The 12,170-nt window shown below is 76.2% G+C and carries 11 protein-coding genes; 3 read left to right on the plus strand and 8 right to left on the minus strand.

Features of this window, described 5'->3' with window-relative positions:
* Positions 1-67: 67 nt before the first annotated feature.
* From ACRYM6_RS12315 to ACRYM6_RS12330, 4 genes are read right to left on the minus strand one after another with little or no spacing between them, the layout of a single operon-like run.
* Complete coding sequence (locus ACRYM6_RS12315) at positions 68-1,003, minus strand: ABC transporter substrate-binding protein (protein WP_432543170.1); 936 nt, start codon at positions 1,001-1,003, stop codon at positions 68-70.
* Entirely contained in the window at positions 1,000-1,755 is a 756-nt protein-coding gene (locus ACRYM6_RS12320; RefSeq protein WP_432543171.1) for an ABC transporter permease, read from the minus strand. Before ACRYM6_RS12320 ends, ACRYM6_RS12315 begins: the two co-directional genes overlap by 4 nt.
* A gap of 1 nt (position 1,756) precedes the next feature.
* Complete coding sequence (locus ACRYM6_RS12325) at positions 1,757-2,413, minus strand: ABC transporter permease (RefSeq protein ID WP_432543172.1); 657 nt, start codon at positions 2,411-2,413, stop codon at positions 1,757-1,759.
* Entirely contained in the window at positions 2,410-3,363 is a 954-nt protein-coding gene (locus ACRYM6_RS12330; protein ID WP_432543173.1) for an ABC transporter ATP-binding protein, read from the minus strand. Before ACRYM6_RS12330 ends, ACRYM6_RS12325 begins: the two co-directional genes overlap by 4 nt.
* A gap of 138 nt (positions 3,364-3,501) precedes the next feature.
* On the opposite strand from ACRYM6_RS12330, the gene ACRYM6_RS12335 reads away from it, so the two are divergent.
* Positions 3,502-4,992, plus strand: coding sequence for an aromatic amino acid lyase (locus ACRYM6_RS12335; RefSeq protein WP_432543174.1), 1,491 nt, complete (start codon positions 3,502-3,504; stop codon positions 4,990-4,992).
* Positions 4,993-5,012: 20 nt separating this feature from the next.
* On the opposite strand, the gene ACRYM6_RS12340 is transcribed toward ACRYM6_RS12335, so the two are convergent.
* Both ACRYM6_RS12340 and ACRYM6_RS12345 read right to left on the minus strand, forming a co-directional pair.
* Positions 5,013-5,525: a cysteine dioxygenase gene (locus ACRYM6_RS12340; protein ID WP_432543175.1), complete on the minus strand. Its 513-nt coding sequence runs from the start codon at positions 5,523-5,525 to the stop codon at positions 5,013-5,015.
* The gene (locus tag ACRYM6_RS12345; protein ID WP_432543176.1) at positions 5,522-6,427 is read right to left on the minus strand and encodes an amidohydrolase family protein; all 906 of its coding nucleotides are present in this window, start codon (positions 6,425-6,427) and stop codon (positions 5,522-5,524) included. The genes ACRYM6_RS12340 and ACRYM6_RS12345 overlap by 4 nt, the downstream gene beginning before the upstream one ends.
* Before the next feature lie 98 nt (positions 6,428-6,525).
* Between ACRYM6_RS12345 and ACRYM6_RS12350 the strand changes: the two genes are divergently transcribed.
* Entirely contained in the window at positions 6,526-7,590 is a 1,065-nt protein-coding gene (locus tag ACRYM6_RS12350) for a LacI family DNA-binding transcriptional regulator (RefSeq protein WP_432543177.1), read from the plus strand.
* On the opposite strand, the gene ACRYM6_RS12355 is transcribed toward ACRYM6_RS12350, so the two are convergent.
* The gene (locus tag ACRYM6_RS12355) at positions 7,527-8,951 is read right to left on the minus strand and encodes an aromatic amino acid lyase (RefSeq protein WP_432543178.1); all 1,425 of its coding nucleotides are present in this window, start codon (positions 8,949-8,951) and stop codon (positions 7,527-7,529) included. The genes ACRYM6_RS12350 and ACRYM6_RS12355 overlap by 64 nt on opposite strands.
* A gap of 7 nt (positions 8,952-8,958) precedes the next feature.
* Entirely contained in the window at positions 8,959-10,341 is a 1,383-nt protein-coding gene (locus ACRYM6_RS12360; protein ID WP_432543179.1) for a serine hydrolase domain-containing protein, read from the minus strand.
* A gap of 186 nt (positions 10,342-10,527) precedes the next feature.
* Between ACRYM6_RS12360 and ACRYM6_RS12365 the strand changes: the two genes are divergently transcribed.
* Complete coding sequence (locus ACRYM6_RS12365; protein WP_432543180.1) at positions 10,528-12,156, plus strand: ABC-F family ATP-binding cassette domain-containing protein; 1,629 nt, start codon at positions 10,528-10,530, stop codon at positions 12,154-12,156.
* The last annotated feature ends 14 nt before the right edge of the window (positions 12,157-12,170 follow it).

The raw sequence follows: 12,170 nt of genomic DNA on the forward strand, positions 1-12,170 counted from the left end.
CCCCCCCCCCCCCCCCCCCCCCCCGCGGCCCGGGCGGATCACCCCGCCCGGGCCGCGGCCGCCGACCTCAGACGAGCCCGTTGGCCGTCAGGAAGTCCTTCGCGACGGCGGCGACGTCCTTCTTGTCCACCTGGACCTGCGCGAGGTACTGGGTGAGGTTCTCGGTCGTGAGCTTGGCCGAGAACGCGTTGAGGGCGTCGGTGATGGTCTGGTCGTTCTTGGACGACCGGATGAGCGGCAGGACGTTCTGGGCCAGGAAGAGGTTCTCCGGGTCCTCCAGCACGACGAAGCCGTTCGTCGTGATCGCCGAGTCGGTGGTGAAGATGTTCGCGACCTGGATGGTGCCGTCCTTGAGCGCGCCGACGGTGAGCGGGCCACCGGGGTCCAGCGGCTTGAACTCCTTGAACTCCACGCCGTACAGCTCCTTGAGCCCGATGAGGCCCTGGTAGCGCTCCTGGAACTCCGGCCCGCCGCCGGCGACGAGGTCCTTCGCGACCGGCGCGAGGTCGGCGATGGAGGTCAGGCGGTACTGGGTGGCGGTGGCCTCGGTGACCGACAGGGAGTCCTTGTCCTCGGCCGGGGACTGCTCGAGCACCTCGGTGCCCTCGGGCAGGACGCCCTGGAGCGCCTCGAGCACCTGCTCGGGGGTGGAGACGCCCTCGGGCGCACCGCCTTCGGACAGCGCCGCGAGCAGCGCACCGTTGTACTCGGGGATGAGGTCGATCGAGCCGTCGTCGAGGGCCTTGAGGTACAGCTCCCGCGCGCCGATGTTCGGCTTGCGCTGCACCTCGACGCCCTTGGCCTCCAGCGTCTGGGCGTACATCTCCATGAGCAGTTCGCTCTCGGGGAAGTTCGCCGAGCCGATGATGACGGCGGAGGTGGCGGTGGAGTCCCCGGACCCGGTGTCGCCGGCGGCCAGCGGGTCGTCGCCGCCACCGCACGCGGCGAGCCCCGCTGTGAGGGAGCCCACCAGGGCCAGGCCGAGCAGGTTCCTGCGGTTCATGACGTGCCTTTCGACGTTCCTGCGCTGACGAGTTCCTGTTCCGGTCTCGCCCCGGACTCTCCCACGGATCGCCGGGCCCGTGCGCGGCCCAGGCCCCGGCCGGTGAGGCCCGGGGAGACGGCGTAGCGCTGGACCAGGCCGAGCAGCAGGTCCAGGGCGACGGCCAGGACGGCGACCACGACGGCCCCGGCGACCATGCGGCCGTAGTCGTTCAGGGCCAGGCCGTCGACGAGCAGGCGACCCAGGCCGGACAGCCCGACGTAGGCGGCGACCGTGGCGGTCGCGACGACCTGGAGCACGGCGGCGCGGATCCCGCCGAACACCACCGGCAGGGCGATGGGCAGCTCGACCCGGAACAGCACCTGCGCCGGGCTCATCCCCATCCCCCGGGCCGCGTCGACGGCGTTCGGGTCGACCGCGCGGACCCCGGCGTAGGTGGAGGTGAGGATCGGTGGGATCACGAGGACGACGAGGGCGATGAGCACGGGGCGGAAACCCAGTCCCAGGAGGACGACGAGCAGGCTCAGCAGCCCCAGCGTGGGCAGCGAGCGCCCGGCGTTCCCGGCGTTGATGGCCAGGAACGACCCCTTGCCGGTGTGCCCGATGAGCAGCCCGACCGGGAAGGCGATGAGGAAACCCACGAGCACCGAGATCGCGGTGTACCCCAGGTGCGACAGCAGCAGGTGCGGGATGGTCCCCGGGCTCGACCAGGCCCAGTTCGCCCCGTCGAGCAGGTACGGCGCGTCGTCCACGTCAGGCTCCCTTCACGGCGCGGGTCCAGGGCGTCACGGCCCGCTGGAACCCGACGATGAGCAGGTCCGCGACGGCGGCCAGCAGGATCGACAGGACGATGCCGACGATGATGGGGGCGGTGTAGTCGAGCTGGAAACCCCGGGTGAACAGGGCACCCAGACCGCCGACGCCGAGCAGGGCACCCACGCTGACCAGGGAGATGTTGGACACGGCCGCGACCCGGACCCCGGCCAGGACGACCGGCGCGGCGAGCGGCAGTTCCACCTCCAGCAACCGCCGGGTCCTCTTGTAGCCCATGGCGGTGGCGGCCTCGGTGAGCGCGGGGTCCACCGAGCGCAGGCCGTCGGCGACGGTGCGGGCCATGAGCGCCACGGTGTACAGCGCGAGCGCGACCACGATGTTCACCGGCGACAGGATCTTCGTGCCCAGGACGTACGGGAGGGCGACGAACACGGCCAGCGACGGGATCGAGTAGATGAGCCCGGAGACGTTGAGCAGGGGGTGGTACAGCCACCCGAAACGCACCCCGAGGTACCCGATCGGCAGCGCGACGAGCACCCCGATCAGCAGCGGCAGCACGGCGAGGACGACGTGCTGGCCGAGCGCGTCGAGGATGGTGGCGGAGTTGTTCCGCGCGTACTCCAGCACCTGGTTCACCGACGGCGCTCCAGCAGGTCGACGACGTCGCGGTGGTGCACGGTGCCGACGGGGTTCCCGTCGCCGTCGACCTTGACGGCCGTGCCGGACGGGGAGGTGAGGGTGAGGTCGACGACGGTGCGCAGGGAGTCCCCGGCGCGGAAGACGCCGTCGGGGCCGGGAGCCGGGGTGGTGCCGTCGAGGGGGCGGACCGGCAGGTCGTCGGCGCTGAGGAAGCTGAGCCCGCGGTAGCCGCGGTCGCGGCCGACGAACCCGCGGACGAAGTCGTCGGCGGGTTTCGTCAGCAGTTCCTCGGGGGTGCCGACCTGGGCGAGGTGCCCGCCGGCGCGGAAGACGGCGATGCGGTCGCCGAGGACGACGGCCTCGTCGATGTCGTGGGTGACGATGGCGATGGTCTTGCCCAGCTCGGCCTGCAGGCGCAGGAACTCCTGCTGCAGCTGGCCGCGGACGACGGGGTCGACGGCGCTGAAGGGCTCGTCCATGAGCAGGACGGGCGGGTCGGCGGCCAGGGCGCGGGCCACGCCGACGCGCTGCTGCTGGCCGCCGGACAGCTGCGCGGGGTACCGGTCGGCGAAGGCGGCGGGCAGCCCGACGCGCTCGAGGAGCTCCAGGGCGCGGGTGCGCTCGCGGCCGCGGCCGACGAGGCGGGGCACGGTGAGCACGTTGTCGACGACGGTCTTGTGCGGGAACAGCCCGGCGTGCTGGATGACGTAGCCGATGCCGCGGCGCAGGCGGGCGGGGTCCTGGGTGCGGACGTCGCGGCCGTCGACGGTGACGGTGCCGCCGGTGGGTTCGACCATCCGGTTGATCATGCGCAGGGAGGTCGTCTTGCCGCAGCCGGAGGGTCCGACGAACACGGTGGTCCGGCCCGTCGGGAGCTCCAGGTGGAGGTCGTCGACCGCGACCGTCCCGTCGGGGAACTGCTTGCGGACGGCCTCGAAGGTGATCACTGCGGCGGCTCCCGGGTTGGGCCTGTGGGCGGGTACATGCTGAGCACAGGCCGGGGGGCGGTCAACGGGGCGCGGTCGGCCGTCATCCGATCGTGACCTCACCCCTCCGGACCCGGCGGCGGTCGTGTGGGAGGTCAAGTGGAGCACCAGCAGGTCCGGGCCGCGACCCGGGGGGTCGCCGTCGACGGCCGGGCGCTGTCCCCGGCGGACCTGGACGACGTGGCGCACGGCCGCGCCCGGCCGGTGGTGGACGAGGCGGTGCTGGCCTCCCTCGACGCGGTGCACGCGGCGATGGAGGCGGCCCGCGCCGCGGGCGCGGTGTACGGCGCGACGACCGGGGTGGGGGCGAACAAGGACGTCGGGATCACCGAGGAGCAGGGCGAGCACCCCCGCGCGCACGGGTTGCGGCTGCTGCGCTCGCACGCGGCGTCGCTGGGGCCGGTGGAGGACGGGCCGACGACGCGGGCCGCGCTGGTGGTGCGGCTGAACCAGCTGCTGGCGGGGGCGCACGCGGGGCTGGGGGCCGGGATCAGCCCGCCGGTGGTGGGGGCGCTGGCGGAGGCGGTGCGGTCGGGGGCGCTGCCGACGCTGCACCGCTTCGGGGGGATCGGGACGTCGGACCTGGCGCCGCTGGCGGAGCTGGGCCTGACGCTGGTCGGGGAACGCCCGTGGCGCACCGGGGCGGTGCAGCCGGTGCCGCTGGGGCCGGCGGACGCGCTGCCGCTGATCTCCTCGCACGCGCTGACGCTGGCGACGGCGTCGCTGGCGCTGGTCCGGGTGCGCCAGCTGCTGCTGGCCGGGCTGGGGGTCTCGGCGCTGTCGTTCCTGGCGCTGCGCGGCAACGCGCAGGCGTGGGCGCCGCGGGTGCACGCGGCGCGCCCGCACCCGCGCCAGCCGCAGGTGGCGGCGGCGCTGTCGGCGCTGGTCGCCGGCGGCCCGCCGCCGGCGCGGCTGCAGGACCCGTTCGCGCTGCGGACCGTCCCGCAGGTGCTGGCCCCGGCGTTCGCGGCGGCCGACGCCCTGGACGGGGTGCTGACGCTGGAGGCCTCCTCGCCGGGCGAGAACCCCCTGGTGGGCGCCGACGGGGTGTTCCACCACGGGCAGTTCCACGCCGCCTCGCTCGCGACAGCGCTGGACACGTTGCGCGCCACCGCGTTCGGCGTGCTGACGTTGTCGGCGGCGCGGCTGGCGCTGCTGCTGCGGCCCGAGCACACGGGGTTGCGCGCGTTCCTGGCCGCGGGCCCCCGGGGCAGCTCGGGGCTGATGATCGGCGAGTACGTCGTGCAGGACGTCCTGGCGGAGCTGCGGCCGGGGACGGCGCCGATGACGGCGGGGACGGTGTCGATCTCGCTGGGGCTGGAGGAGCACGCCAGCTTCGCGACGCAGGGGGCGCGGGCGCTGCGTCACACGGCGGAGCTGGCCCCGCTGGTGCTGGCGGTGGAGGCCCTGGCGGCGGTGCGGGCGCTGCGGGCGGCGCCGGACCGGCTGACCCCGGGGGCGGCGGCGCTGTTCGCGGTGTTCGACGAGGTGCTGGACCGGGACGCGCGGGACGCCCCGATCGGGCCGGACGTGCAGCGGGTGGTGGAACGGGTGCCGGAGCTGGCGCTGCTGCTGCGCCTGGACGGCTGAGCGCACCGCCCCCGCGGGGCCTACCCGTCCAGCGGCCGCAGCTCGTCGGCGTAGCTGACCGACAGCCGCCGCATCACCCCCGACGGGCTGATGGAGTACTGCCCCATCCGCCACAGCGGCGGGGAGTAGGCGTGGATCGAGACGGACCCGTCGACGGCGCCGCTCATGCGGTGGATGTGGTCGGGGCCGAAGGCGAAGGACCGCCCGGCCCCGACGGTGCGGACGACGGGCTCGCCGCCCATGCGCGGGGTGGCCTCGGTGACGGCCCCGCGGGTGACGGCGACGGCGCCGGCGGAGGTGTCGTGGTCGTGCCAGCCGGTGTCGTCGACGGTGTTCCAGCACAGCAGCCACACGTCGAGGTCGCCGTCGCGGTGCAGGCTCGCGAAGTGCCGCCCGCCGGTGTCGTGCCGGACCAGGTGCTCCCACGCCCCGGGGTGGCGGGCGGCCTCGTCGACCCAGTCCTTCAGCTCGCGGGGGGTCAGGGTGCGCCCGGGGGCCTCGGGCAGCCCGGGGGTCTGCGGTGCGATCGTCACGGTCGGCTCCCTTCCAGGAGGTGGGTGGGGTTGGCGACGGTCAGGGCGTGGGCGAAGGCGGCCCCGAACCCGGGCAGGCCGGTGGCCTCGAACGCCTCGGCGTAGGGGCGGTCGGTGCCCAGGACGAGCGGGTCGACGCCGACGACGCGGACGACGGCGTCGATCGCGCGGGGGCCGTAGGAGCTCGTCTCGTAGTGGACGCCGGGGTCGAGGCGGCCGAGCGCGCCGCCGCGGGCGGCGAGCCGCTCGTGGTGCAGGGGGGCCAGGCCGGCCAGGGCGACGAAGGCGGTCCGCAGCCGGGGGTGGTTGGCGCGCCCGGCGACGTGCCAGGCCAGCCAGGCGGCGTGCAGCTGCTGGACGTAGGGCACGAGCGCGGGCCACCAGGCCGGGACGTCGTGACCGGCGCCGGCGGGGCCGGGGTGGACCAGGACGGGCCGGCCGGCGCGCTCGCACTCGGCCAGCAGGGGGCCCAGGCGCTCGACGGCGCGCGGGTCGGCCAGCGCGGTGGCCGGCAGCTGCAGCCCGACGACCTCCTCGCGCCGGAGGGTCCCGCCCAGCGCCACCGGGTCGGGGTCGGTGACCCCGGCGGCGGCCCACACGCCGAACGGGGCGCCCAGGCGCGCGGCGCCGTCGTGCCAGGCCTCGAGCAGGGGTTCGGCGTCCTCACCGGGCAGGTGCTCCAGGCCCAGCGGGGACGACAGCGAGACCAGGGCGCGGGCGGTGCCGTCGGCGCGCTCGCGGGCGCGGCGGGCCTCGACGTCGTGGGCGGCGGGGTCGATGGCGCACGGGGGCTCGCCGGGCAGGTGCAGGGTCCAGCCGCGCAGGTGCGGGGGGTCGCGGCGGGCGCGCAGGGCGTCGAGGAGCTCGGCGGGCCACAGGTGCTGGTGGCAGTCGGTCCGCACGGGGTCCTCCTCTCGTGAAGCGCTTCACCACCGAGTGAAGCGCTTCACAGCGGTCGCCGTCAAACCGGGGCGCGCCACGCGCGGGCTACTGTGCAACCGTGCCGAGGGACACCCGCCGGACGCTGCAGGACGTGGCCGACGCCGCCGGCCTGTCGCTGGCCGCCACCTCCTACGCCCTGCGCGGCACCCGCGGCTCAGCCGCCACCATCGAGCGCGTCCAGGCCCTCGCCGACCAGCTCGGCTACCGCGTCGACCCCATCGCCCGGGCCCTGGCCAGCGGCCGCACCGGCACCGTCGGCATCAGCGGCTCGCTGCGCGACCTGTGGCAGCAGGACCTGTCCGTGCAGCTCACCCGCGCGCTGCGCACCCTCGACAAGGACGCGACCATCGCCGACGCCGACGCCGACCCGCGCGCCGAACGGCGCGTCGTGGAACGCTTCGCCGCCCAGCGCGTCGACGGCGCCCTGGTCTCCCCCGTCGACCCCTCGGCCGACTACTGGCGGCTGCTGGCCCCCTCCACCGCCGTCGTCTCCCTCGGCGACGCCCTCACCGGCCGGCCCGGCAGCGGCGCCGTCCTCTTCGACAACCGCTTCGGCATCGCCTCCGTGCTGGACCACCTGTACGGGCTGGGCCACCGCCGCGTCGCCCTGCTCACCCCCTCGCTGCCCACCACCCCCGGCCGCCCCTCCGAGCTGCTGGCCGTGGAGCTGGCCGCCCCCCTGGGCGTCGACCTGCTCGTCGTCCCGACCCCGGCCTCCCCCGCCGGGGCGGCCGAGGCGGCGGCCGGGCTGCTGTCCGGCGCCGACCGGCCCACCGCGGTCTTCTGCCTGTCCGACTCCCTGGCCTTCGGCGTCTACCGCGCCGCCGCCGACCTCGGCCTGCGCATCCCCGGCGACGTCTCCGTCGTCGGGTTCGACGACCACCAGCTCGCGGCCCTCGTGGCCCCCGCCCTGACGACCGTCTCCTGGGACGAGGACGCCATCGTCGCCGCCGCCGTCCGGCAGCTGCTCGCCCTCGAGGGCCGCGGCGAGGACGGCCCGGCCCCCGAACCGGTCGTGTTCCGCCCGCACCTCGTCGTGCGCCGCTCCACCGCCGCCCCTCAGCCGGGGACCGACCACCCCGCGCGCAGCAGGTCCACCACGGCCTCCACATCGCGGCCGTAGGGGCGGTCGAGCACGTCCTCGCCCAGCACCCCGGCCACCTCCCCCAGCGCGGCGGCCAGCTGCGGGGCCAGGCCCGTGAGCCCGCCGCGCAGCAGCCGCGCCCGGTGCACCGCCAGCAGCTCGACCGCCAGCACCTCCCGCAGCCCGGCGAGCACCTCGGCCAGCGACTCGGCCGACTCCAGCCCGAAGCTCTGCACGTCCTCCTGCCCCAGCGACGTCTCCACCGCCCCCACCGCGGCCGGGAGCGCGAACCGGCGCAACCGGTGCACCACCCCCACCGCGCGCTTGTGCACCGCGACCAGCCCCGCCTGGACGCCCGGCTCGGGCGACAGCTGCGGCGTCAGGCCGGTCAGGCGCGCGTCCAGCGCCCGGTGGGTGCGGGCCACGCAGGTGTCGGCCAGGTGCAGCAGCGCCGCCCCCAGGGCGTCGCCGTCGGCCGCCAGCTCGGTGCCCGCGAAACCCGCCGTCCCGACGAACCGCCCGTCCCAGAACGCCGGGGAGTCCGTGACCCCCTCCAGGGCGCGGTCGGCGGCCGCGGCCAGCTCCCGCACCCGGCGCCGGGCCAGGGCCAGCGCGGCGGGCGCCACCCGCACCGACACCGGCGCCTGCAACCCCGTCACCCCCGGGGCCGGGCGCAGCGCCCGCACCCGCGCGTGCACCGCGGTCAGGGACCCGTCGGCCCGGCCCAGGCCCTCGCGCACCGGGTCCGGGCTGGCCCGCAGCACCTCCGACGTCGCCGCCAGCACCGCCTCCGCCTGGTCCAGCAGGAGGTCGGCCTCGGCCACCTGCAGGGTGGCCAGCGCCGTCGCGACCGGCACCCCCTCCAGGACGGCGACCCCCTCCTTGGCCCCGAACCCCGCCGGTCCGGCCGAACGCCCGTCCAGGGTGTCCGCCCCGCCCAGCAGCACCGCCCCCACGTGCGCCAGCGGGACGATCTCCCCGGCCGAGCCGCCGCCGCGCCACGGGACCCGCGGGTGGACGCGCCGGTTCAGCAGGTCCGCCAGCCGCTCGCACAACGCCGGGGAGACCCCCGCCTCGGGGTGCAGGAACGTGCGCAACCGGACGGCGAGCACCGCGCGGGACTGCTCCACCGACAGCCACGGCGCCGACCCCACGGCCCGGCCCACCACGAGGTTCTCCTGGTGCGCGGCCCGGGCCCGGGCGTCCAGGGCGACCCCGGCCATCGCCCCCATCCCCGTCGTCACCCCGTACACCGGACCCGCGCCGCCCAGCGCCGCCAGCAGCGCGGCCCGCGACGCCTCGACCTCCGCCAGCAGCCCGGGGGCCAGCTCCACCGGGGCCCCGGCCGCGATCCGCGCGACGGCGGCCCGGTCCAGGTCGGCGCCCCGGTGGACGATCACCGGGCGCTCACTCGGGCCGGCGCAGGGTCGCCAGCGCCGGCGCGTGCAGCGGCTCGGTCTCCCACCGGCCGGTGAACCGCCCGTCCGCCAGGTCCAGGTGCAGCAGGTGCGGGGTCTCGGCGAACCGGACGTCGACCCGCGTCCCGGCCCCGCTGACCGCGAGCGGGCCGGAGTCGGCCCACGCACCGTGCCCGATCGCGGCGCGCAGCTCCTGCCCGGAGTCGTGCAGGACCAGTTCGCCCCCGGCGACGCGGACCGCGGTGAGCGAGGCGGGCCGGCTGCCGGTCGCGGGCGTGAACTCCCCGTCGGCGACCGGCGGGCCCTCCAGCGGCGCCAGGGCCAGCGACCCCAGCCGCGCCGCGAGCGCCGCGTCGTGCTCGGCGGCGTCGGCGGGCAGGTCACCGGACAGCGCCGGCAGCAGGTGCTCCCAGGCCGCGTCGAGGACGGCCTGCATGTCCGGGCTCTGGGAGGTGATCGCCACGACGGCGTCCTGCTCGGGCAGCACCACGCAGAACTGCCCGTAGGCGCCGTCGCCGCGGTAGCCGTGCCGGGCGATCCAGAACTGGAAACCGTAGCCCTGCTGCCAGTCGGGGTTGTCGTTGAAGCTCGCGTTGTCGATGTGCGACCGCGTGGCCTCCGCGACCCACCCGGCCGGCAGGACCTGCCGGCCGTCCCAGGAACCGTTCTGCAGGTACAGCTTCCCGAGCTTGGCGACGAGTTCGGTCGGGGCGTGGAAACCGGAGAAACCGATCTCGCGGTGCTGCCCGTCGCGCAGCCAGCCCAGGTTCGCGGGGTCGACCCCGAGGGGCTCGAAGAGCCTGGGGCGCAGGAACTCCAGGAGCCCCTGGCCGGCGGCGCGCTGCACGACCGCCGCGACGGAGAACGTGCAGGGCTGGTTGTAGCAGAACAGGGTCCCCGGTTCGGCGTCCGGCCGGATCCTCAGGAAACCCTTGACGACGTCCCCGCTGGGATCGGCCACCGCGCGGTCGAGGGTCTCCTCGCGGTGGCCGCTGGCCATGGCCGCGACGTGCCGGACGAGGACGCGGCGGGACCGGTCGTCGGTGATCTCGGCGTCGAACTCGGGGAAGTACGACAGCACGGTCGCGTCGAGGTCGACCAGGCCCTCGGCCACCGCGAAACCCAGGGCCGTGGCCGTGAAGCTCTTCGACAGCGAGTACAGCAGGTGCGGGCGGTCGGGGCGGAACGGCGCCCACCAGCCCTCGGCGACGACGTCGCCGTGGCGCAGGACCAGCAGGCTGTGCGGTTCGACCCCGGGGGTGTTCTCCAGGGCGTCCACGAAGGCGGCGACGCCGCGGGCGTCGACGCCCCGGGACGACGGCGCGCTGCGGGGCAGGGGGACTTCTCGGACGGTGGTGGCCTCGGTGCTCACGGGGCCGACTCTAGGACTCGGTGCGGCGGAAAGGGGTTGCGGGGGCGCGAGCGGCGGGCGCACGATCGTGGGGTCCCGTCCCCGACCGAGGAGCCGCTGCGGTGCTCATCTGACGTGCCCGATCCCCCGGACCCCCGCTCCGCGCGAGCGCGGGTCCACTCGGCGTACGTCACGTGAGGAACCCGCATGCCCGTCCAGACCACCACCCGGACCACCACCTCCCTCGCCCTGCGCGGCGTCTCCCGGGGCTACGACCACGTGCCGGTCCTGACCGGCATCACCGTCGCCTTCACCCCCGGCGCCGTCACCGGGGTCATCGGCGAGAACGGCTGCGGCAAGTCGACGCTGCTGCGCGTCCTGGCCGGGGCCGAACCCGTCGAGAGCGGGCGCGTCGTCGCCGTCGCGGCCGGCGGCGTCGGCTACCTGCCGCAGGACGCCGGCGCCCCCTCGCGCACCACCGTCGGCGCCGTCCTGGACGCCGCCGCCGCCGACCTGCGGGCCCTGGAACGGCGCCTGCGCGAGCTCGAGGACCGGATGCGGGGGCCGGCCCCCGAGGCCGCCCTCGCCGAGTACGGCGACGTGCAGACCGCCTACGAGCTGCGCGGCGGGTACGACGCCGACGCCCGGCTCGAGCAGTCCCTCGCCGGGCTGGGGCTGCCGTCGCTGCGACGCGACCGCGAGCTGGGCACGCTGTCCGGCGGTCAGCGCTCCCGGCTGCACCTGGCCGCGCTGCTGGCCGCCGCCCCGGAGGTGCTGCTGCTCGACGAGCCGACCAACCACCTCGACGACGACGCGGCGCGGTGGCTGCAGACGCACCTGCGCTCGCGTCCGGGCACCACCGTCGTCGTCTCCCACGACCGCGACTTCCTCGACGCCGTGGCCCGCGAGCTCGTCGAGGTCGACCCGCACCACGAGCACGGGGTGGCCCGCTACCCCGGCCCCTACGGCGAGTACCTGCTCGCCAAGGCCGCCGAGCGCCGCCGCTGGGAGCAGGCCCGCGCGCAGTGGGAGGACGAGGTCGAGCGCCTCGACACCACCGGCGACCAGCGGGCCCGCGCCGTCAACCACGCGCGGCCCCGCCGGGACAACGACAAGATGCAGCACGACTACAAGGGCGAACGGGTCCAGGAGTCGCTGGCCTCCCGGGTGCGCGCCAACGCCGAGAAGCTGCGCCGGCTGCGGGAGGCGGAGGTGCCGCGGCCGCCGGACCCGCTGCGCTTCACCGCACCCGCGGGCGCCTCCGGGCGGCGGGGGTCCCTGCACGCCGAGGGGATCTCGGTGGCCGGCCGGCTCGCGCCGCTGGACCTGCACCTCGGCCCCACCGGCCGCCTGCTGGTGGTCGGTCCGAACGGGGCCGGCAAGTCCACGCTGCTGGAGGTGCTGGCCGGGACCCTGCGCCCGGACACCGGCACCGTGCGGCGCCGCGGGCGGACCGGGCTGCTGCGGCAGGACCCGGCCACCGACCACCTCGACCGCACCGTCCTGGCGGCCTTCGCCGCCGGCCGGCCCGGCAGCGCCGACGACCACGCCCGGGCGCTGCTGCGCACGGGCCTGTTCGACCCCGAGCGCCTCGGCGTCGCCGTCGGCAAGCTGTCCACGGGGGGACGGCGCCGGCTCGACCTCGCCCGCCTGCTCACCGCCCGGCACGACGTCCTGCTGCTGGACGAGCCGACCAACCACCTCGCCCCGCAGCTCGTCGAGGAGCTGGAGGAGGCCGTCGACGGCTTCGGCGGCGCGGTCGTCGTCGTCAGCCACGACCGCCGGTTCCGCCGCACGTTCCGCGGGGACGTGCTCGACCTGGGCGGCGCGGCGTGAGGCTGCGGGAGCTG

The organism is Kineococcus rugosus, from assembly GCF_050871975.1.
In the GTDB taxonomy this organism is placed as follows: Bacteria; Actinomycetota; Actinomycetes; order Actinomycetales; family Kineococcaceae; genus Kineococcus.

Excerpts from the sequence above, each read along its gene's own strand:
- ACRYM6_RS12315 (WP_432543170.1), bottom strand. The coding sequence starts at position 1,003 with ATGAACCGCAGGAACCTGCTCGGCCTGGCCCTGGTGGGCTCCCTCACA.
- ACRYM6_RS12365 (WP_432543180.1), top strand. The coding sequence starts at position 10,528 with ATGCCCGTCCAGACCACCACCCGGACCACCACCTCCCTCGCCCTGCGC.